This is a genomic window from Streptomyces sp. NPDC051636, from assembly GCF_044453765.1.
In the GTDB taxonomy this organism is placed as follows: Bacteria; Actinomycetota; Actinomycetes; order Streptomycetales; family Streptomycetaceae; genus Streptomyces.
Genome location: NZ_JBITDA010000001.1, coordinates 417,462 through 438,639 on the forward strand (window position 1 = coordinate 417,462; position 21,178 = coordinate 438,639).

Here is a 21,178-nt window from a genome sequence, read left to right on the forward strand (position 1 = left end):
GCCCCCCTATCCCGCCGCCCGGGGGGGGCCCCCCCGCCGCGGCCGCGCCCCGCGCGCGGGCGCGCGTCGTGGGCTGCGCCGGGCTCCCCCGCCTCCGCCCGGGGGGCGGCCGCCCCCCCCCGGGGGCCGCCCGCCCCTCGCGCGCGTGCGGCCCTTACGGGGCAGAATGCGAGGCGTGAACGCCGACAGCCCCAGCGCCCCGGGCACAGCCCCGCCCGCCGCCCGGCGGGGACGGCTGGCCGTGCCCGCCGGCATCCTCACCGCCGTCGCCGGAGCTTTCGCATACGTCGGGGCCGTCGACCCCAACCAGCCCGGCCACTACCCGGTGTGCCCCCTGCTGCGCTACACCGGCCTGTACTGCCCCGGCTGCGGCGGCCTGCGCAGCGCGCACGCCTTCGTCCACGGGGACCTGCTCACCGCGCTCCAGGACAACGCGGCGGCCGTGGCCGGCTACCTGGACTTCGCGGCGCTGTGGACCGTGTGGGTGGTCCGCGCGGTACGCGGACGGCCCCTGCGGATCGACCCGGCACCGGCGCAGCTGTGGGCCGCCGGGGCGTTGCTGCTGGTCTTCACCGTGGTCCGGAACCTGCCGTTCGGCGGCTGGCTGCACCCTTGACCGGCCGGTGAACGTCCAGGTGGTGGGATCGGCGTCAACCGGATGCGAGGCCTCGGCCCTCCTCCGGATACCATCGCAGTGACCATGGGTTTTCAATGGATTCTCAACCGCCTGGAAGAACCGTCTGGAAGGGGGCCGCTCGCGTGAGTGTGCTCGACGAGATCATCGACGGAGTCCGTGCCGACCTCGCGGAGCGGCAGGCGCGCGTCAGCCTCGACGAGCTCAAGGAGCGCGCGGCGAAGGCTCCCGCCGCCAAGGACGGTGTGGCCGCGCTGCGCGGCGAGGGCGTCAAAGTCATCTGCGAGGTCAAGCGCTCCAGCCCCTCCAAGGGCGCGCTGGCCGCGATCGCCGACCCGGCCGGGCTCGCCGCGGACTACGAGGCGGGCGGCGCGGCCGTCATCTCGGTCCTCACCGAGCAGCGCCGCTTCGGCGGCTCGCTGGCCGACCTGGAGGCGGTCCGGGCCCGTGTGGACATCCCGGTCCTGCGCAAGGACTTCATCGTCACGTCGTACCAGCTGTGGGAGGCCCGGGCGTACGGCGCCGACCTCGCGCTGCTGATCGTCGCCGCCCTCGACCAGCCGGCCCTGGAGTCGCTGATCGAGCGCGCCGTCTCCATCGGTCTCACCCCGCTCGTCGAGGTGCACGACGAGGACGAGGTCGAGCGCGCGGTGGACGCGGGCGCCAAGGTGATCGGCGTCAACGCGCGCAACCTCAAGACGCTCGAGGTCGACCGCGGGACGTTCGAAAGCGTCGCGCCGGAGATCCCGGACCACATCGTCAAGGTCGCCGAGTCCGGCGTCCGCGGCCCGCACGACCTCATCGCCTACGCCAACGCGGGCGCCGACGCGGTGCTGGTCGGCGAGTCCCTCGTCACCGGCCGCGACCCCAGGGCGGCGGTCTCCGACCTGGTGGCGGCCGGCGAGCACCCCGCACTGCGGCACGGCCGGGGCTGATCTCCCGGTAGAGTTGGCGCCGATGACTCTCTCGCTCACCGTGACGGCCGTGGACCGGTACGCCCGCCTCGCGCGGGGCTGCCGCCCGCGTGGCTGCCGCGCGCCCGCACGCCGGGTGCACGGCCGCAGGGTGCGGTACGTCATCGGTGACGAGCCCGGGCAGGTAAACGGACGGCGATGGTGCGCCCCTTAAGGGGCGCGGGGCTGTACCCGATCATGCGGCTCCGCCGCGTGGGCGCGACAAGCCACACTCGGCCCGCGGCCGACTGACAACCCCCGCCCCCACGGCGATCAGTCTTCCCACACTCACCGTGAGGTTTCCGCATGCCCAGCGAGTTCTTCATTCCCGACCCGGAGGGTCAACTCCCCAGCGCCGAAGGCTACTTCGGTGAGTTCGGCGGCAAGTTCATCCCGGAGGCGCTCGTCGCCGCCGTGGACGAGGTCGCCGTCGAGTACGACAAGGCGAAGGCCGACCCCGAGTTCGCCCGCGAGCTCGACGACCTGCTCGTCCACTACACCGGCCGGCCCAGCGCCCTCACCGAGGTGCCGAGATTCGCCGAACACGCCGGTGGCGCCCGCGTCTTCCTCAAGCGCGAGGACCTGAACCACACCGGCTCCCACAAGATCAACAACGTGCTCGGCCAGGCCCTGCTCACCAAGCGCATGGGCAAGACCCGCGTCATCGCCGAGACCGGCGCCGGCCAGCACGGCGTCGCCACGGCCACCGCCTGCGCCCTGTTCGGCCTCGAGTGCACCATCTACATGGGCGAGATCGACACCAAGCGCCAGGCCCTCAACGTGGCCCGCATGCGCATGCTCGGCGCCGAGGTCGTCGCCGTGAAGTCGGGCAGCCGCACGCTGAAGGACGCGATCAACGAGGCGTTCCGCGACTGGGTGGCCAACGTCGACCACACCCACTACCTGTTCGGCACGGTCGCCGGTCCGCACCCCTTCCCGGCCATGGTCCGCGACTTCCACCGCGTGATCGGCGTCGAGGCCCGCCGCCAGCTCCTGGAGCGCGCCGGCCGTCTCCCCGACGCCGCCATCGCCTGCGTCGGCGGCGGCTCCAACGCCATCGGTCTCTTCCACGCCTTCATCCCGGACGAGGGCGTGCGGCTCATCGGCTGCGAGCCCGCGGGCCACGGCGTCGAGACCGGGGAGCACGCGGCGACCCTGACCGCGGGCGAGCCCGGCATCCTGCATGGCTCCCGGTCCTACGTCCTGCAGGACGAGGAGGGCCAGATCACCGAGCCGTACTCGATCTCGGCCGGTCTGGACTACCCGGGCATCGGGCCCGAGCACTCCTACCTCAAGGACTCGGGCCGCGGCGAGTACCGCGCGGTCACCGACGACGCGGCCATGCAGGCCCTGCGCCTGCTGTCGCGCACCGAGGGCATCATCCCGGCCATCGAGAGCGCGCACGCCCTCGCGGGCGCCTTGGAGGTCGGCAGGGAGCTGGGCAAGGACGGGCTGATCGTCGTCAACCTCTCCGGCCGCGGTGACAAGGACATGGACACGGCCGCCCGCTACTTCGGGCTGTACGACACCGACGCCGAGGTCGCCGCCAACGCGGCCGACACCGCCGAGATCGAGGGGGACGCCAAGTGAGCGGGAACATTCAGCTGCTGTCGGACACCCTCGCCGCCGCCAAGGCGGAGGAGCGGTCCGCGCTCATCGCCTACCTCCCGGCGGGGTTCCCGACCGTGGACGGCGGCATCGAGGCGATCAAGGCCGTCTTCGACGGCGGCGCCGATGTCGTCGAGGTCGGTCTGCCGCACAGCGACCCGGTCCTGGACGGCCCGGTCATCCAGACCGCCGACGACATCGCGCTGCGCGGCGGAGTCAAGATCGCCGACGTCATGCGGACGGTCCGGGAGACGTACGACGCCACCGGTAAGCCGGTGCTCGTGATGACGTACTGGAACCCCATCGACCGCTACGGCGTCGAACGCTTCACCGCCGAGCTGGCCGAGGCGGGCGGCGCGGGCTGCATCCTGCCCGACCTGCCCGTCCAGGAGTCGGCGCTGTGGCGCGAGCACGCCGACAAGCACGGCCTCGCGACGGTCTTCGTCGTGGCGCCGAGCAGCAAGGACGAGCGGCTCGCCCGGATCACCGCGGCGGGCAGCGGCTTCGTCTACGCGGCCTCGCTGATGGGCGTCACCGGCACCCGCGAATCGGTCGGCGCGCAGGCCCAGGACCTGGTGGAGCGCACCCGGGCCACCGGCACCGACCTGCCCGTCTGCGTCGGGCTCGGCGTCTCCAACGCCGAGCAGGCCGCCGAGGTCGCCGGCTTCGCCGACGGCGTGATCGTCGGCTCGGCCTTCGTCAAGCGGATGCTGGACGCGCCGGACGACGCGGCGGGTCTCGAGGCTGTCCGCGCGCTCGCCGGTGAGCTGGCGAAGGGCGTGCGCGGCCAGGCGTGACGCGGCGGTACGTGATCATTCGGTCACTCGAAGGGGTGGACCTGGGGCCGGGGAGGCGCGCTGCGCCTCCCCGGTTCGTTCTGGGGGTGTGAGCGAGAAGAACCGTGATGGAAAGCGCACCGCCCGGGAGCGGCTGGCGGTCGAGCGCGAGAAGCAGAAGTCCGCGGAGAAGCGACGGCGCGCGCTGATCGTCGGCGCGAGCGTCGTCTGCGTCCTGGGCCTCGCGGCGGTGATCGGCGTGGTCGCCGCCAACGCGGGCAAGGACAAGGGCGGCGACAAGGCGGGCCCGGTGGTGGCGCCTTCTGGGGCGCAGGGCAAGGACAGTCTCGCCATCCCGGTCGGCAAGGACGGCGCCAAGCCGACGCTCACGGTGTGGGAGGACTTCCGCTGCCCGGCCTGCCAGGCCTTCGAGACGGTGTACCGGCCGACGCTTCACGAGCTGACCGACGCCGGGAAGCTCAGAATCGAGTACCACCTGGTCACGCTGATCGACGGCAACCTCCGCGGCAGCGGCTCCCGCCGCGCGGCCAACGCCGCGGCCTGCGCTCAGGACGCCGGGAAGTTCCGCGCGTACCACGACGTGCTGTACGAGAACCAGCCCAAGGAGACGGACGACGCCTACGGCAGCGACGCCAAGCTGATCGAGCTGGCGGGCAAGGTCCCCGGTCTCGACACGGCGGCCTTCCGCACGTGTGTCAACGACGGCACGCACACCAGCTGGGTGGTGAAGTCCAACAAGGCCTTCCAGGCCGGCGGCTTCACCGGCACGCCGACCGTGCTGCTGGGCGGCAAGAACATCGTCGAGGACCGGACGATGACCCCGGCGAAGCTGAAGCAGATGGTGGAGGCGGCCGACAAGGGATGAGCCGGCCGCGGACGAGAGCCGGCCAGGGCCACGCGTTTCTCACACCCCTGTTACGCACCCGTAGCCGGGCTGCCTGCCGCGCGCCCGGCCCGGCACGGTAGCGTCGACCCTGCCATGGAACTTGCCTACATTCCCAGCCCGTCGCGCGGGGTGATCCACCTCGGCCCCATTCCGCTGCGCGGCTATGCGTTCTGCATCATCATCGGCGTCTTCGTTGCCGTCTGGCTCGGCAACAGGCGCTGGGTCGCCCGCGGCGGGCGGGCCGGCACGGTGGCCGACATCGCGGTCTGGGCCGTGCCCTTCGGCCTGGTCGGCGGCCGGCTCTACCACGTGATCACGGACTACGAGCTGTACTTCAGCGAGGGCCGTGACTGGGTGGACGCCTTCAAGGTGTGGCAGGGCGGTCTCGGCATCTGGGGCGCGATCGCGCTCGGCGCGGTCGGCGCGTGGATCGGCTGCCGGCGCCGGGGCATCCCGCTGCCCGCGTACGCCGACGCCATCGCGCCCGGCATCGCCTTCGCCCAGGCCGTCGGCCGCTGGGGCAACTGGTTCAACCAGGAGCTGTACGGGCGCGAGACGCACCTTCCGTGGGCGCTGCACATCACCTCCTCCGAGGGCGGCCGGGTGCCGGGCTACTACCACCCGACGTTCCTGTACGAGTCCCTGTGGTGCGTCGGCGTCGGCTTCCTGGTCATCTGGGCCGACCGCCGCTTCGAACTGGGCCACGGCCGCGCGTTCGCCCTGTACGTCGCCGCGTACTGCGTGGGCCGCGGCTGGATCGAGTACATGCGCGTCGACGACGCCCACCACATCCTGGGCCTCAGGCTCAACGACTGGACCGCGATGATCGTGTTCCTGCTCGCGGTGGTGTACATCGTGGTGTCGGCGAAGAAGCGGCCGGGGCGGGAAGCGGTGGTGGAACCGGGTGTCTCCGACGGTTCGGCCGACGGGGAGACCGGGGCCGAGACCGGGGCCGGGGACGAGGCCGGGCCGGATGCCGTGGAGGCGAAGGACAAGGCCGGGCCGGATGCCGTGGAGGCGAAGGACGAGACCGAGCCGGCGACGAAGAAGAGCTGACAGCGCGGTGTACGACACGGAGGGCGCCCGGGGTTTCACGGGCGCCCTCCGCGTTCACCCCCTGCGCGCCAGCGACAAGGTTCGCTGGGCCGCCGCCACCACCGCCGCGTCGACGAAGCGGCCGTCGGGAAGGGCCAGGGCGCCCTGGCCCGTTGCCGCCGCCTTGATGATCGTCTCCGCCTGCTCGATCTCCGCCGGCGTGGGGAGATACGCCCGCTCGATCACCGGAAGCTGCCGCGGGTGAATCGCGGCCCGGCCGAGGAAGCCCAGGGCGCGGCCGTGGGCGCAGGAGGCCGCCAGGCCCTCCAGATCGCGGATGTCGGGGTGGACCGACTGGGGCGGCGGTTGCAGCCCCGCCGCACGCGCGGCGACGACCACCCGGGAGCGGCACCAGTCGAGGCCCGCGTCGTCCCGTACGCCGAGGTCGGCCCGCAGGTCCGCCTCGCCCAGGGCGATGCCCCGCAGCGACGGGTGGGCGGCGGCGACGCCGTAGGCCCGCTCGATGCCCAGCGCGGTCTCCAGCAGGGCGAACAGGGGCAGCGCGGTCCGCTTCGCGACGCCCACCACGGCCTGCGCCGACGTCACCTTCGGCAGCCGCAGCCCGGCCACACCCGGCAGCGCGGCCACCGCCAGGACGTCCGCCGCCGCCCACGGCCCGTCCAGGGCGTTCACCCGGACGTGCACCGGAACCGGCTGGGGATCGGACAGCAGCTCGGCCGTGGCCGCGCGGGCGTACGCCTTGCGGTCGGGGGCGACCGCGTCCTCCAGGTCGGCCACCACGACATCGGCGCCCGAGGCCACCGCCTTGGCGACCACGTGCGGGCGGTCGCCGGGGGCGTACAGCCAGGTCAGCGGGAACGGGCTCACAGGGCGCCCTCCTCGCGCAGGGCGCGCAGCTCGTCCGCGGTCAGCCCCAGCTCGGTCAGGACGGCCTCGGTGTCCGCGCCGTGCGGACGGCCCGCCCAGCGGATCGCGCCGGGCGTGGCGGACAGCCGGAAGAGGACGTTCTGCATGCGCAGCGGGCCGAGCTCCGGGTCGTCGACGGTGGTGACGGTGTCCAGCGCCTGGTACTGCGGGTCGGCCAGCACGCCCCGTACGTCCTGGATCTCCGCCACCGCGGCCTCCGCCTTCTCGAAGGCCGCCAGGACCTCGGTGCGGGTGCGCCCGGCGATCCAGCCGCCGACCGCCTCGTCCAGCACGTCGGCGTGCGCGGCCCGGTCGGCGCCGGTCGCGAACCACGGCTCGTCGACCAGCTCCGGCCTGCCCACCAGGCGCATCACCCGTTCCGCGACCGACTGGGCGGACGTGGACACGGCGACCCAGGTGCCGTCGGCCGTGCGGTAGGTGTTGCGCGGGGCGTTGTTGGCGGACCGGTTGCCGGTGCGTTCCTGCACGTATCCCAGCTGGTCGTACCAGGTGGGCTGCGGGCCGAGGACGGTCAGGATCGGCTCGATGATCGCCATGTCGACGACCTGGCCGGTGCCGGTGCGGTCCCGGGCCGCGAGCGCGGTCATGACGGCGTACGCCGTCGCCAGACCCGCGATGGAGTCCGCGAGGCCGAACGGCGGCAGCGTCGGCGGCGCGTCCGGTTCCCCGGTGATCGCGGCGAAGCCGCACATCGCCTCCGCGAGCGTCCCGAAGCCCGGACGGTGGGCGTAGGGGCCGAACTGGCCGAACGCGGTGACCCGGGTGAGGACCAGCCCCGGGTTGGCGGCGGACAGCTCCGCCCAGCCGAGGTCCCACTTCTCCAGGGTGCCGGGGCGGAAGTTCTCGATCACGACGTCTGCGGTGGCGGCCAGCCGCAGGAGGGTGGTCCGGCCGCCCGGCTTGGACAGGTCCAGCGTCATCGTGCGCTTGTTGCGGCCGAGCAGCTTCCACCACAGGCCGACACCCTGCTTCGCCGGGCCGTGCCCGCGGGAGGCGTCGGGCTTCGCCGGGTGCTCGACCTTGATGACCTCGGCCCCGAAGTCGCCGAGCAGGGTGGCGGCCAGGGGGCCGGCGAAGAGGGTGGCGAGATCGAGGACGCGCAGACCGCTGAGGGGTTGTGGAGTACTCATGCGGTGTACTGCGCCTCGATCTCCGGGCGGTACGGCATCGAAGCCGACGCCCCCTCCCGCTGGACGGAGATCGCGGCCGCCGCGGCCGCCCAGGTCAGCGCCTCGCGCACCGGCCGCTCCTCGGCGAGGGCCACCGCGAGGGCGCCGACGAAGGTGTCGCCGGCACCGGTGGAGTCCACGGCGGTCACCCGGGGCGCGGCGAACACGAGCGGTTCGGCGCCCCTGGTCACGTACAGGCCGCCCGCCGCGCCCAGGGTGATCACGACCTCCGGGACCTGGTCGAGCAGGGCGGCTGCCGCGTCGAGCGGGTCGGTGCGGCCGGTCAGGGTGGCCGCTTCGTACTCGTTGGGCACCAGCAGGTCGACGGCGGCGAGGAGTTCGGGCGGGAGCGGCCGGGCGGGGGCCGGGGTGAGGACCGTACGGACGCCGTGCCGGCGGGCCGCGTCCGCGCCCGCGAGTACTCCGTCCAAGGGGATCTCCAACTGGAGGAGCAGCGCGTCGGCGGAGGCGATGACGCCCTCGTCACCGGGGGTGAGGTGGTCGACGGTGCCGTTCGCGCCCGGGATCACGACGATCGCGTTGCCGCCCTCGTCGTCCACGACGATGTGCGCGGTGCCGGACGGGCCCTCGACCGTGCGCAGGCTGTCGGTGTCCACACCGGAGTGTTCCAGGGTGGAGCGCAGCCGGGTGCCGAAGGCGTCGTTGCCGACCGCGCCGATCATCGAGACCGTCGCGCCGGCGCGGGCCGCGGCGATCGCCTGGTTGGCCCCCTTGCCGCCGGGGATCGTACGGAACTCCCGCCCCGTCACGGTCTCCCCGCGCTGCGGGGGCTTCTCGACGTACGCGACCAGGTCCATGTTCGTGCTGCCGAGTACGGCGATGTGGGTCATGGGCGGGGCACCTCCGGGTGGGTGAGCGTGTGGGTGAGGTGGGCGAGGGTGTCGAAACCGGTGCCGTCGAAGCCGGCGACGGATGTGGCGAGCCGGTTCTTCAGCGGGGACGTCCACCGGTCCGGGAGGGCGGTGGGGGAGCCGGCGAGCAGGGCGGCGACGCTGCCTGCCGTGGCTCCGTTGGAGTCGGTGTCCCAACCGCCGGACACCGCACGGCAGACGGAGCCGGTGAAGTCGCCGTTCGCGTGGGTGAGGGCGGCGGCGAGCAGGGCGGTGTTGGGGATGGCGTGGACCCAGTGGTAGGTGGGGGCGTGGGTGGCGTGGAGTTCGTCCACGACCTCGTCGAAGTCCTCGTGGGACGCGGCGAGCCGGATGGCGTGGTCGATCGCCGCGGCCAGGCGGGAGCGGGGCGGGATCACCGCGCGGCCGGCGCTCAGGCAGGTGTGGATGTCGTGGGTGCCGGTGGCGGCGGTGGCGATGGTGGCGGCGGCGAACATCGCCGCGTAGACGCCGTTGGCGGTGTGGGTGAGGGTGGCGTCGCGGTGGGCCTGTTCGGCGGCGGTGGCCGGGTCGCCCGGGTTGGTCCAGCCGTGGACGTCGGCGCGGATCAGGGCGCCGATCCATTCTCGGAAGGGGTTGCGGTGGCGGGCCGTGTGCGGGGGTTCGATGCCGGTGAGGAGGTTGCGGTGGGCGAGGCGTTCCGCGGTGAAGGTGCGGCCGGGTGGGAGCTCGTCGAGCCAGAGCCTCGCCACGTCCGTCGTGCTGAAGGTCTTGCCGTGGCGCTGGAGCAGGAGGAGGTTGAGGAGGGGGTAGTTGAGGTCGTCGTCCTCGGGCATGCCGTCGATGTTCTCGGCGAGGGAGGTCTGTGCCGAGCGGCGGTTCCAGGGGTGCGCTTCGAGGAGTTCTTCGGGGACGCCCCTTGCCGTGAACCAGGTGTTCAGGGGCCAGTTGCCGGCGGACCGGGCGAGTCGGCGGATGGCGTGGAGGGGGAGTTTCTCCACGGGTTTGCCGAGGAGGCAGCCTACGGCTCGCCCGAGCCAGGCGGCTTCGAGGGCGAGCGGGGTGGGGGCGGGTCGCGCGGTTCGCGCGGGTGGAGCGGGCCAAGCCGGGCAGCTGGCCTTGATCCTCGCCAGGTCAGTCGGCTCGTCCTCCGCCAGCCTGCTCGGCAGGTCCGCCAGTTCGTCCAGCAGGTCCTCCGCCAGCAGCCGCAGATACCGTGACGCCGGTTCCGTCGACGCCCCCGCCCCTGCCGGCGCCTCTCGGCCCCCCGCCGCCCGCCACCGCGCCGCGACCACCGAGGGCTCGCGTCCGTCCTGAGCCGCCTGGCGCAGCTCGTGGCCCACCAGGTCCTCCGGCTGGACCCAGGTCAGGCGGAGCATCCGGGGCCCCCGAGCTGGGCGAAGGCCGCCTCGTGGGACCGGCGGCGTCGTACGTCCCGGGCGAAGACCTCGCGGGTCACCTCCGTGAGCGTGCGGGCCGGTTCCCACAGGTCCAGGCGGCTGGCCTCGGCCACCGTCTTCGACCAGTCGTCCGGGACCGGTGAGCCGAGGGCGCCGGCGAGGGCGCCCGCCATCGTGGCGATGGAGTCGCAGTCGCGGCCGTAGTTGACCGAACCCAGGACCGCCTGGCGGTAGTCGCCGCCGGAGATCAGCAACATGCCCAGGGCGATGGGGAGTTCCTCGATCGAGTGGAGGCGGGAGGGGCGGCGGGCCGCCAGGGAAGGGGACCGGTAGTCGGGGCCCACCGTGTCGTACGGGGCCACCGCCTCGCGCAGTGGTGTCAGCGCCGGTTCGAAGTCCCCGTACCGCACCGCTGCTTCGCAGACCCGGTCGATCGCCTCCCGCGTGCCGTCCTTCGCCAGGTCCAGGCACGCGGCGACCACCGACTCCGGTGTCGCCCCCGGCGCGGTCGCCGCCGCCACCGCCGCCGCGAGGACGCCGGCCGCCTCACGGCCGTACGACGACTGGTGCGCACCGGCGATGTCCAGTGCCTCGGCGTACGCGGCCCGGGGATTGGCCGCGTTGACCAGGCCGACGGGGGCCATGTACATCGCCGCACCGCAGTTGACGATGTTGCCGGTGCCCGCCTCCCGGGGGTCGACGTGGCCGTAGGCCAGCCTGGCCACGAGCCATTTCTCCGCGAGGAAGACCCGGTGCAGGGGGAGCGCCTCCGCTTCCAGTTCCGGGATCCAGCGCGGGTTCGTCATCAGGTCGGGGACCAGGTGGTCGGCGATCGCGTACGCGTCGAGGTGGTCGCGGACCCGCGCGTACACCCGTACCAGCGCGTGCGTCATCAAGGTGTCGTCGGTGACGTGTCCGTCGCCCTTGTGGTACGGCGCGATCGGGCGGGCGGTGCGCCAGGCGTCGCCGTTCCACGGCCCGACGATGCCGTGCACGCGGCCACCGTGGCGTTCGGCGATCTGGTCGGGGGAGTAGCCCTCGACGGGGCCGCCGAGGGCGTCGCCGACGGCGGCCCCGACCAGCGCCCCGGTGATCCGCTCGTCGAGACCGGCCCCGCTGCCTTCTTCTCCTTTGGGGGTCATGTCCCGAATCATCCTCCTGGTCGGCCCGGTTGTGTGGCTTCCAGGAGTTCGGCGAGTTCCACCAGGTCGGTGCCGGTGAGGCGGGGGAGGGTGCAGCCGGAGAGGGTGCGGCAGGCGTCGCGCCAGGCTTGTGGGATCGCCTCGCCGCCGCCCAGCGCGCCGGTCAGGGCGCCGGCCAGCGCGGGGGCGGAGTCGGCGACCCGGGACAGGCAGGCCGCGGCGGGTACCGCCTCGCCGATCCGGCCGCGTGCCGCGGTGGCCAGGGCCAGGGCGACCGGGACCGTCTCGGCGGCGGCGATGCCGTAGCTGTAAACGTGGTCGACGATCTGGTGTTCGAGGAGCGGGACGATTCCGAAGGCGGTGTCGGTGTCCTGGACGAGGGCCAGCGCGTGGCGGGTGTTGCGGCCGATCTCCGTCTCGCCGGGCAGCTCGGCGAGCGCCGCCGTCACACAGGACCCGGCATCCGCCCCGGCCAGGGCCAGCGCGAGGGCCGCCGCCATCGCCCGCGCGCCGTGCACGCCGTCGCCGTCCTGGGTGTAGCGGGCGTCGAACTCGGCCAGGTCGGCGGCGCGGGCCGGGTCGCCGGGGTGGGCCACGGCGAGCACACAGGCCCGTACGCAGGCCGCGTCGTCGAAGTAGTGCGGGTTGTCGTGGCCGGTGGCGGGCGGGCGCAGGCCGGCGGCGAGGTTGCCGAGTCCGGCGCGGACCGAGATCCGGGCGCGCAGGGGCAGCACCGCCGACTCGACCTCGGGGGCGCGTTCGGCGGCCGCGGCGACCTCGGAGGCGACGGCGGTCCAGGTCAGGTCGATGGCGGCGCGCATCCGGCGGGCCCGGCTCAGGTCCCCGAGCGCGCTGTCGTCCCCGGCGCGCAGGACCGCCTCGGCCGCGAACGCCGCCCACTCGGCGTCGTCGGAGGGGCCGAGGCGCAGCGGCTCCGGGGGCTGGTTGAGCGCGATCGGCACCGGGAGCGTGGTCGTCGCGTTCTGCTCGGCGAAGGTGTCCAGCTCGCGGGTGAGCCGCCGGGTCCACTCGGGCATCCGCGCGGCCCGATGCCGGGCGGCGGGCCAGCCGGCGGCGTCCCCGGCGGCGAGTCCGAGCAGCAGGCCCTCGATACGGCGGGTCATGGCCGGACCTCGTCCTGGTCGGCGGCGAGGACGTACGCGGCCGGGTCCCGCGTTTCCCTCCGTACGGCATCCCGCAGGAATCCCTCTGCGAGGTCCGGTACGACCATGTCCGCGCCCCACTTGCCGCCCTCCGCCGGGGTCAGCAGTTCCGCCACGTCCAGCACGTGGTGCCCCGCCATCGACGGCAGACAGCTCCCCCGCGCCGGGCCGATCGCCGCCGCCCATTCGGCCGGGATCGCCGAGTCACCCTGGGTCGCGCCTGCCAGGGCGCCCGCCACCGCGGCCGTGGTGTCGGCGTCGCGGCCCATGTTGACCGCGGTCAGGACGGCCTCCCGGAAGTCGCCGTCGGCCGCCGCGTACGCGCCGAAGGCCAGGGCCACCGCCTCCGGGGCGAGGTCGGTCCAGGGGTAGCCGCCGATGACGACGGCGGATCGGACAGCGCGTTCGCCGCCGTGGGCGACGGCCACGGCGCGACGCAGGGAACGGGCGGTCCAGGAGTCGTCCGGGACCACCGCGAGGGCGGCGGCCACCGCGGCGACGGTCGGGGCGCCCGCCATCGCCGCCGCGACCCCGGCCGCCACCGCCTGGCCGCCGTAGATGCCCTCGCCCTCGTGGCTGACCGAGCCGTCGATCGCCACCAGCCGGGCCGCCTCGGCGGGGCGGCCCGCCGCGAACACCCCGAAGGGTGCCGCCCGCATCGCGAGGCCGTCGCTCCAGGCGTGCCGGTGCTGGGCGGAGATGGGGGCGGCCAGGCCCCGCCGTAGGTTCTCCAGCGTGCCGCGCTCGCTGAACCCGGCGCCCCGGAAGGGGCCCTCCTCGCGGTCGGCGATCCACTCGTGCCAGGCCGCGTCGACGTGGGCGGGGGTGAGCGCGGAGCCGTGCCGCGCCAGCAGGAGGCCGGAGAAGATGGCGTACTCGGTGTCGTCCGTGCCGGCCGGTTTCTCGGCGACGTACCCGGTGATGCGGCCCCAGCGGGCGCGGATCTCGGAGGGCTTCATGTTCTCGGCCGGCGCCCCGAGCGCGTCCCCGACGGCCAGGCCGAGCAGCGCGCCGCGCGCCCGTTCGCGGATCGATGCCATACGGGCCTCACCTCCGGGGGAGCTCCGCCCAGAGCGCGGAGCCCTTTGCTCAGGTGTGCCACGGGAGCGGGCCGGTAGCGCCTGGGAGGCCGCCAAGTCACCCGTCCGGCATGGTCCGCCATGGTCGAAACCGCAGGTTAGCGCAGCCTTTCCTTGCTGGCGGGGAGGGAATCAGAGGCGTACGTTCGGTGTTGTCGAAAAGTAGAACTCGTCCAAAGTTAGCTTTGGCTAAGCTTTCCTGGGGGACCCTTCGTGGCCATCATCGATACCGAGGCGGTGCTGCACGAGGCGCACCGCGACAACCACACGCACCGCGACGTCAACGGCGGCTGGCTGCGCCCCGCCGTGTTCGGCGCCATGGACGGCCTGGTCTCCAACCTCGCCCTGCTGACCGGCGTCGCGGGTGGCTCCGTCGGCCATCAGACCATTGTCATCACCGGGCTCGCGGGGCTCGCGGCCGGTGCCTTCTCCATGGCGGCCGGCGAGTACACCTCCGTCGCCTCGCAGCGCGAGCTCGTCGAGGCGGAGCTGGATGTCGAGCGCCGTGAGCTGCGCAAGCACCCCCAGGACGAGGAGGCCGAACTGGCCGCCCTGTACGAGTCGCGCGGTGTCGAGCCGGAGCTGGCCCGCGAGGTGGCCCGGCAGCTGTCCCGCGACCCGGAGCAGGCGCTGGAGATACACGCCCGCGAGGAGCTGGGCATCGACCCCGGTGACCTGCCCTCGCCGCTGGTCGCGGCCGTGTCGTCGTTCGGGTCCTTCGCGCTGGGCGCCCTGCTGCCCGTACTGCCGTTCCTGCTGGGCGCGACCGTGCTGTGGCCGGCCGTGCTGCTGGCGCTCGCCGGGCTGTTCGGCTGCGGTGCGGTGGTGGCCAGGGTGACCGCGCGCACCTGGTGGTTCAGCGGTCTGCGGCAGCTCGCGCTCGGCGGTGCGGCGGCCGGTGTGACGTACGCCCTGGGCAGCTTGTTCGGAACGGCCGTAGGATAATGCGACCGGTACTTATGCGTTGGGCCGCATAAGTAGCCGTTACTCGCTGGTTTCGAATGCTTAATCACCGGGCATGAGCCGTAAGCGCTGCGGGCAATGACGCCTGCCGCGTACCCGCGGGGTGGGTGACGACGCTTTTCCCGCCCCCTCGGGCCGATGGACACCGATCTGATCGATGGTGTCCGGTTCGGCCCCACCCACTTCCGCCGCCGTGCGCGGCACCCCACCGCCACCCGCGGTGTCCGCATGTTGGAACGGAGTATCCGGTTCCCGAGAACCGCTCCATCATGTAATCTGCACGAAATTTCGCACTTACGCAGAGGGCCAACGTCGTCCCTCGGCACTGCACATGCCACATGACGACGACGGGAGAGCCGATGCGTACGCCGCGCCAGCCGTCCCAGCACTCCGCGAATGGCCAGAACTGGTCGTTCATGGATGCTCGCCCTGCTGCGCAGGGTATGTACGACCCCCGCAACGAGCACGACGCCTGTGGCGTCGGCTTCGTGGCCACCCTCACCGGCGAGGCGAGCCACGCGCTGGTCGAGCAGGCGCTGACTGTTCTGCGCAACCTCGAACACCGTGGCGCCACCGGCTCCGAGCCCGACTCCGGCGACGGCGCGGGCATCCTCTCGCAGGTGCCGGACACCTTCTTCCGCGAGGTGGCCGGATTCGACCTCCCCGCGGCCGGCTCCTACGCCGTCGGCACCGCCTTCCTGCCGGAGGACGGGACCGAGGACGCCGTCTCGCACATCGAGACGATCGCCGCCGAGGAGGGCCTCACCGTCCTCGGCTGGCGCGAGGTCCCCGTCGCCCCCGGACTCCTGGGCGCCACCGCCCGGTCCACCATGCCGGTCTTCCGGCAGGTCTTCGTCGCCGACGGGTCGAGCGAGGGCATCGCGCTCGACCGCAAGGCCTTCGTGCTGCGCAAGCGCGCCGAGCGCGAGGCGGACGTCTACTTCCCGTCCCTGTCGGCCCGCACGATCGTGTACAAGGGCATGCTGACCACCGGTCAGCTCGAGCCGTTCTTCCCGGACCTGTCCGACCGCCGCTTCGCCTCCGCGATCGCGCTCGTGCACTCCCGGTTCTCCACGAACACCTTCCCGAGCTGGCCGCTCGCACACCCGTACCGCTTCGTCGCGCACAACGGTGAGATCAACACCGTCAAGGGCAACCGCAACTGGATGCGCGCCCGCGAGTCCCAGCTCGTCTCGGAGCTGTTCGGCTCCGACGAGAAGGCCCTCGAGCGCATCTTCCCGGTGTGCACGCCCGACGCCTCCGACTCGGCGTCCTTCGACGAGGTGCTGGAACTCCTGCACCTGGGCGGCCGTTCGCTGCCGCACTCCGTGCTGATGATGATCCCGGAGGCGTGGGAGAACCACGACTCCATGGACCCGGCCCGGCGCGCCTTCTACCAGTTCCACTCCACGATGATGGAGCCCTGGGACGGCCCGGCCTGCGTCACCTTCACCGACGGCACCCAGGTCGGCGCCGTGCTCGACCGCAACGGCCTGCGCCCCGGCCGCTACTGGGTCACCGACGAGGGCCTCGTCGTCCTCAGCTCCGAGGTCGGCGTCCTCGACATCGACCCCGCCAAGGTCGTCCGCAAGGGACGCCTGCAGCCCGGCCGCATGTTCCTCGTGGACACCGCCGAGCACCGCATCATCGAGGACGACGAGATCAAGGCGTCCCTCGCCGCCGAGAAGCCGTACGCCGAGTGGCTGGAGGCCGGCGAGATCGAGCTGGGCGACCTGCCCGAGCGCGAGCACATCGTGCACACCCACGCCTCGGTCACCCGCCGCCAGCAGACCTTCGGCTACACCGAGGAGGAGCTGCGCGTCATCGTGGCGCCGATGGCCAAGACCGGTGCCGAGCCGATCGGTTCGATGGGCACCGACTCGCCGATCGCGGCCCTCTCCGAGCGCCCGCGCCTGCTCTTCGACTACTTCACCCAGCTGTTCGCGCAGGTCACCAACCCGCCGCTGGACGCGATCCGCGAGGAGCTGGTCACCTCCCTGCGCTCGTCCCTGGGCCCGGAGGGCAACCTGCTGGAGCCGACGGCCGCCTCGTGCCGCTCGGTCACCCTGCCCTTCCCCGTCATCGACAACGACGAGCTGGCCAAGCTCATCCACATCAACGCCGACGGCGACATGCCCGGCTTCAAGGCCGCGACCCTCTCCGGCCTGTACCGGGTCTCCGGCGGCGGTGAGGCGCTCGCCGCGCGCATCGACGAGATCTGCGCCGAGGCCGACGCCGCCATCGAGAACGGCGCCCGCCTGATCGTCCTCTCCGACCGGCACTCCGACGCCGAGCACGCGCCGATCCCGTCGCTGCTGCTCACCGCGGCCGTCCACCACCACCTCATCCGCACCAAGCAGCGCACCCAGGTGGGCCTGCTGGTCGAGGCCGGCGACGTCCGCGAGGTCCACCATGTCGCCCTGCTCATCGGCTACGGCGCCGCCGCGGTCAACCCGTACCTGGCGATGGAGTCCGTCGAGGACCTGGTCCGCGCGGGGACGTTCCTCCCCGGCGTCGAGCCCGAGCAGGCCATCCGCAACCTGATCTACGCCCTCGGCAAGGGCGTGCTGAAGGTCATGTCCAAGATGGGCATCTCGACCGTCGCCTCCTACCGCGGCGCGCAGGTCTTCGAGGCCGTCGGTCTCGACGAGGAGTTCGTCAACAAGTACTTCAGCGGCACGGCCACCAAGATCGGCGGCGTCGGCATCGACGTCATCGCCAAGGAGGTCGCCGCCCGGCACGCCAAGGCCTACCCCGCCTCCGGCATCGCTCCCGCGCACCGCGCGCTGGAGATCGGCGGCGAGTACCAGTGGCGCCGCGAGGGCGAGCCGCACCTGTTCGACCCGGAGACGGTCTTCCGCCTCCAGCACTCCACGCGCAGCGGCCGCTACGACATCTTCAAGAAGTACACCGAGCGCGTGAACGAGCAGTCCGAGCGCCTGATGACGCTGCGCGGCCTGTTCGGCTTCAAGTCCGACCGGCAGCCGATCCCCGTCGAGGAGGTCGAGCCGGTCTCGTCGATCGTCAAGCGTTTCTCCACGGGCGCCATGTCGTACGGCTCCATCTCCAAGGAGGCGCACGAGACGCTCGCCATCGCCATGAACCAGCTGGGCGGCAAGTCCAACACCGGTGAGGGCGGCGAGGACCCGGAGCGCCTGTACGACCCGGCGCGCCGGTCCAGCATCAAGCAGGTCGCCTCCGGCCGCTTCGGTGTCACCTCCGAGTACCTGGTCAACGCCGACGACATCCAGATCAAGATGGCCCAGGGCGCCAAGCCCGGCGAGGGCGGCCAGCTGCCCGGCCACAAGGTGTACCCGTGGGTGGCCAAGACCCGGCACAGCACCCCCGGTGTCGGCCTGATCTCCCCGCCGCCGCACCACGACATCTACTCCATCGAGGACCTGGCCCAGCTGATCCACGACCTGAAGAACGCGAACCCGCAGGCGCGGATTCACGTGAAGCTGGTGTCGGAGGTCGGTGTCGGCACGGTCGCCGCCGGTGTGTCGAAGGCGCACGCGGACGTGGTGCTCATCTCCGGCCACGACGGCGGTACGGGTGCTTCGCCCCTCACCTCGCTGAAGCACGCGGGCGGCCCCTGGGAGCTCGGCCTCGCCGAGACCCAGCAGACGCTGCTGCTGAACGGCCTGCGCGACCGCATCGTCGTGCAGACCGACGGCCAGCTGAAGACCGGCCGTGACGTGATCATCGCCGCGCTGCTCGGTGCCGAGGAGTTCGGTTTCGCGACCGCGCCGCTCGTCGTCTCCGGCTGCGTCATGATGCGCGTCTGCCACCTGGACACCTGCCCGGTCGGCATCGCCACCCAGAACCCGGTGCTGCGCGAGCGCTTCGCCGGCAAGGCCGAGTTCGTCGTGAACTTCTTCCGCTTCATCGCCGAGGAGGTCCGCGAGCTGCTCGCGGAGCTGGGCTTCCGCTCCATCGAGGAGGCCGTCGGCCACGCCGAGGTCCTCGACGTCCAGCGGGCCGTCGAGCACTGGAAGGCGCAGGGCCTGGACCTGGAGCCGCTGTTCCACGTGCCCGAGCTGCCCGAGGGCGCGGTGCGCCACCAGGTGATCGCGCAGGACCACGGCCTGGAGAAGGCGCTGGACAACGAGCTGATCAAGCTCGCCGCCGACGCGCTGGCCGCCGACTCGGCGACCGACGCCCAGCCGGTGCGCGCCCAGGTCGCCATCCGCAACATCAATCGCACGGTCGGCACCATGCTCGGCCACGAGGTGACGAAGAAGTTCGGCGGCGCGGGCCTGCCCGACGACACCATCGACATCACCTTCACCGGCTCGGCCGGCCAGTCCTTCGGCGCCTTCCTGCCGCGCGGTGTCACGCTGCGCCTGGAGGGCGACGCCAACGACTACGTCGGCAAGGGCCTCTCCGGCGGCCGGGTCATCGTCCGTCCCGACCGGGGCGCCGACCACCTCGCCGAGTACTCGACGATCGCGGGCAACACCATCGCGTACGGCGCGACCGGCGGCGAGCTGTTCCTGCGCGGTCGTACGGGCGAGCGGTTCTGCGTCCGCAACTCCGGCGCGCTGGTCGTCTCCGAGGGCGTGGGCGACCACGGCTGCGAGTACATGACCGGTGGTCACGCGGTGGTCCTCGGCGAGACGGGCCGCAACTTCGCGGCCGGCATGTCGGGCGGCGTCGCGTACGTGATCGACCTGAACCGCGACAACGTCAACGCCGGCAACCTCCAGTCGATCGAGGCGCTGACCGACGACGACAGGCAGTGGCTGCACGACGTGGTGCGCCGCCACGCCGAGGAGACCGGCTCGACGGTCGCCCAGAAGCTGCTGGCCGACTGGGACACGGCAGTGGAGCGCTTCAGCAAGATCATCCCCAGCACGTACAAGGCAGTGCTCGCCGCCAAGGACGCCGCCGAGCGAGCCGGTCTCACCGAGACCGAGATCACCGAGAAGATGATGGAGGCGGCGACCAATGGCTGATCCCAAGGGCTTTCTCAACCACGGCCGCGAGGTCGCCAGGACCCGCCCCGTCGCCGAGCGCGTCAAGGACTGGAACGAGGTCTACGTCCCCGGTTCCCTGCTGCCGATCATCAGCAAGCAGGCCAGCCGGTGCATGGACTGCGGCATCCCGTTCTGCCACAACGGCTGTCCGCTGGGGAACCTGATCCCCGAGTGGAACGACTACGCCTACCGGGAGGACTGGTCGGCCGCCTCCGAGCGCCTGCACGCGACGAACAACTTCCCGGAGTTCACCGGCCGTCTGTGCCCCGCTCCGTGCGAGTCGGCCTGCGTGCTGGGCATCAACCAGCCGCCGGTCACCATCAAGAACGTCGAGGTCTCGATCATCGACAAGGCGTGGGAGACCGGTGACGTCGCCCCGCAGATCCCCGAGCGCCTGTCCGGGAAGACGGTCGCGGTCATCGGCTCGGGCCCGGCGGGCCTGGCCGCCGCCCAGCAGCTGACCCGGGCCGGCCACACGGTCGCGGTGTACGAGCGCGCGGACCGCATCGGCGGCCTCCTGCGCTACGGCATCCCCGAGTTCAAGATGGAGAAGCGGCACATCAACCGCCGCATCGAGCAGATGCGCGCGGAGGGCACCCGCTTCCGCACGGGCATCGAGATCGGCCGCGACCTCAAGGCCACGGACCTGAAGAAGCGGTACGACGCGATCGTCATCGCCGCCGGCGCGACGACCGCCCGCGACCTGCCGGTCCCCGGCCGCGAGCTCAAGGGCATCTACCAGGCCATGGAGTACCTGCCCCTGGCCAACAAGGTCCAGGAAGGCGACTACGTGGCGCCTCCGATCTCGGCCGAGGGCAAGCACGTCGTCGTCATCGGCGGTGGCGACACCGGCGCGGACTGCGTGGGCACCGCCCACCGCCAGGGCGCGGCCTCGGTGACGCAGCTGGAGATCATGCCCCGCCCGAACGACGAGCGGAACCCGGTCGCCCAGCCGTGGCCGACCTTCCCGATGCTGTACAAGGTCACCTCGGCGCACGAGGAGGGCGGTGAGCGGGTCTACTCCGTCTCCACCACCCACTTCGAGGGTGACGAGGACGGCAACGTCCAGTGGCTGCACCTCACCGAGGTGGAGTTCGTCGAGGGCAGGCTGACGCCGAAGCCGGGCACGGAGCGCAAGATCCCCGCCCAGCTGGTCACCCTCGCCATGGGCTTTACGGGCACCGACCGTGAGAACGGCCTGGTCGACCAGTTCGGCCTGGACCTCGACGAGCGCGGCAACATCGCCCGCGACGCCGACTTCCAGACCAACGTGCCGGGCGTGTTCGTCGCCGGCGACGCCGGCCGCGGCCAGTCCCTCATCGTCTGGGCCATCGCGGAGGGCCGCTCGGCCGCCCGCGGTGTCGACCGCTTCCTCACCGGCGCGAGCGACCTGCCGGCCCCGATCCGGCCGACGGACCGTGCGCTGACGGTCTGAGGCCGTAGGAAAAAACCTCAACAGACGTCCCGTACAAAGGCGTACGGGCGGGAATCTGGGGACTTCCCCCAGACCCCCCGAGACGGCGCCTGCCCCTCCAGTCCCCGACCGGACGCTGGGGCAGGCGCCGCCGCTT

The 21,178-nt window shown here is 72.6% G+C and carries 17 protein-coding genes; 10 read left to right on the forward strand and 7 right to left on the reverse strand.

The genetic code is table 11. From position 1 onward, the window contains the following. Window positions 1-166: 166 nt before the first annotated feature. From ACIBBH_RS01980 to lgt, 7 genes are all read left to right on the forward strand, one after another. Window positions 167-616, forward strand: a complete 450-nt coding sequence (locus ACIBBH_RS01980; RefSeq protein ID WP_399400934.1) for a DUF2752 domain-containing protein — start codon at window positions 167-169, stop codon at window positions 614-616. A 143-nt stretch (window positions 617-759) separates the two neighbouring features. Then, window positions 760-1,569: an indole-3-glycerol phosphate synthase TrpC gene (gene trpC, locus ACIBBH_RS01985; RefSeq protein ID WP_399400936.1), complete on the forward strand. Its 810-nt coding sequence runs from the start codon at window positions 760-762 to the stop codon at window positions 1,567-1,569. Window positions 1,570-1,591: 22 nt separating this feature from the next. After that, complete coding sequence (gene trpM, locus ACIBBH_RS01990; RefSeq protein WP_399400938.1) at window positions 1,592-1,762, forward strand: tryptophan biosynthesis modulator TrpM; 171 nt, start codon at window positions 1,592-1,594, stop codon at window positions 1,760-1,762. Window positions 1,763-1,893: 131 nt separating this feature from the next. After that, on the forward strand, window positions 1,894-3,177 hold the full coding sequence (trpB, locus tag ACIBBH_RS01995; RefSeq protein WP_399400940.1) for a tryptophan synthase subunit beta: 1,284 nt from the start codon (window positions 1,894-1,896) through the stop codon (window positions 3,175-3,177). Further along, a complete protein-coding gene (trpA, locus tag ACIBBH_RS02000; protein WP_399400942.1) occupies window positions 3,174-3,992 on the forward strand; it encodes a tryptophan synthase subunit alpha in 819 nt (272 codons plus the stop codon). Before trpB ends, trpA begins: the two co-directional genes overlap by 4 nt. 88 nt (window positions 3,993-4,080) lie before the next feature. Further along, the gene (locus ACIBBH_RS02005; protein ID WP_399400944.1) at window positions 4,081-4,857 is read left to right on the forward strand and encodes a DsbA family protein; all 777 of its coding nucleotides are present in this window, start codon (window positions 4,081-4,083) and stop codon (window positions 4,855-4,857) included. A gap of 114 nt (window positions 4,858-4,971) precedes the next feature. Further along, the gene (lgt, locus tag ACIBBH_RS02010; protein WP_399400946.1) at window positions 4,972-5,934 is read left to right on the forward strand and encodes a prolipoprotein diacylglyceryl transferase; all 963 of its coding nucleotides are present in this window, start codon (window positions 4,972-4,974) and stop codon (window positions 5,932-5,934) included. A 54-nt stretch (window positions 5,935-5,988) separates the two neighbouring features. On the opposite strand, the gene ACIBBH_RS02015 is transcribed toward lgt, so the two are convergent. From ACIBBH_RS02015 to ACIBBH_RS02045, 7 genes are read right to left on the reverse strand one after another with little or no spacing between them, the layout of a single operon-like run. Then, a complete protein-coding gene (locus ACIBBH_RS02015; protein ID WP_399400948.1) occupies window positions 5,989-6,801 on the reverse strand; it encodes an HpcH/HpaI aldolase/citrate lyase family protein in 813 nt (270 codons plus the stop codon). Continuing rightward, window positions 6,798-7,991, reverse strand: coding sequence for a CaiB/BaiF CoA transferase family protein (locus ACIBBH_RS02020; protein WP_399400950.1), 1,194 nt, complete (start codon window positions 7,989-7,991; stop codon window positions 6,798-6,800). The genes ACIBBH_RS02015 and ACIBBH_RS02020 overlap by 4 nt, the downstream gene beginning before the upstream one ends. Further along, a complete protein-coding gene (gene rbsK, locus ACIBBH_RS02025; RefSeq protein WP_399400952.1) occupies window positions 7,988-8,881 on the reverse strand; it encodes a ribokinase in 894 nt (297 codons plus the stop codon). The genes ACIBBH_RS02020 and rbsK overlap by 4 nt, the downstream gene beginning before the upstream one ends. Beyond that, the gene (locus ACIBBH_RS02030) at window positions 8,878-10,260 is read right to left on the reverse strand and encodes an ADP-ribosylglycohydrolase family protein (RefSeq protein ID WP_399400953.1); all 1,383 of its coding nucleotides are present in this window, start codon (window positions 10,258-10,260) and stop codon (window positions 8,878-8,880) included. Before ACIBBH_RS02030 ends, rbsK begins: the two co-directional genes overlap by 4 nt. Then, window positions 10,248-11,423 carry an ADP-ribosylglycohydrolase family protein gene (locus tag ACIBBH_RS02035; protein WP_399400955.1) on the reverse strand — a complete coding sequence of 392 codons (1,176 nt, stop codon included), beginning with the start codon at window positions 11,421-11,423 and terminating at the stop codon, window positions 10,248-10,250. Before ACIBBH_RS02035 ends, ACIBBH_RS02030 begins: the two co-directional genes overlap by 13 nt. 8 nt (window positions 11,424-11,431) lie before the next feature. Next, complete coding sequence (locus ACIBBH_RS02040) at window positions 11,432-12,547, reverse strand: ADP-ribosylglycohydrolase family protein (protein ID WP_399400957.1); 1,116 nt, start codon at window positions 12,545-12,547, stop codon at window positions 11,432-11,434. Then, window positions 12,544-13,626 (reverse strand): ADP-ribosylglycohydrolase family protein, encoded by a 1,083-nt coding sequence (locus ACIBBH_RS02045; RefSeq protein WP_399400959.1) that lies wholly within the window; start codon window positions 13,624-13,626, stop codon window positions 12,544-12,546. The genes ACIBBH_RS02040 and ACIBBH_RS02045 overlap by 4 nt, the downstream gene beginning before the upstream one ends. A gap of 252 nt (window positions 13,627-13,878) precedes the next feature. Between ACIBBH_RS02045 and ACIBBH_RS02050 the strand changes: the two genes are divergently transcribed. From ACIBBH_RS02050 to ACIBBH_RS02060, 3 genes are all read left to right on the forward strand, one after another. Next, a complete protein-coding gene (locus ACIBBH_RS02050; RefSeq protein ID WP_399400961.1) occupies window positions 13,879-14,610 on the forward strand; it encodes a VIT1/CCC1 transporter family protein in 732 nt (243 codons plus the stop codon). Between the two features lie 377 nt (window positions 14,611-14,987). Continuing rightward, window positions 14,988-19,586, forward strand: coding sequence for a glutamate synthase large subunit (gltB, locus tag ACIBBH_RS02055; RefSeq protein WP_399400963.1), 4,599 nt, complete (start codon window positions 14,988-14,990; stop codon window positions 19,584-19,586). Further along, window positions 19,579-21,042: a glutamate synthase subunit beta gene (locus ACIBBH_RS02060; RefSeq protein WP_399400965.1), complete on the forward strand. Its 1,464-nt coding sequence runs from the start codon at window positions 19,579-19,581 to the stop codon at window positions 21,040-21,042. The genes gltB and ACIBBH_RS02060 overlap by 8 nt, the downstream gene beginning before the upstream one ends. The last annotated feature ends 136 nt before the right edge of the window (window positions 21,043-21,178 follow it).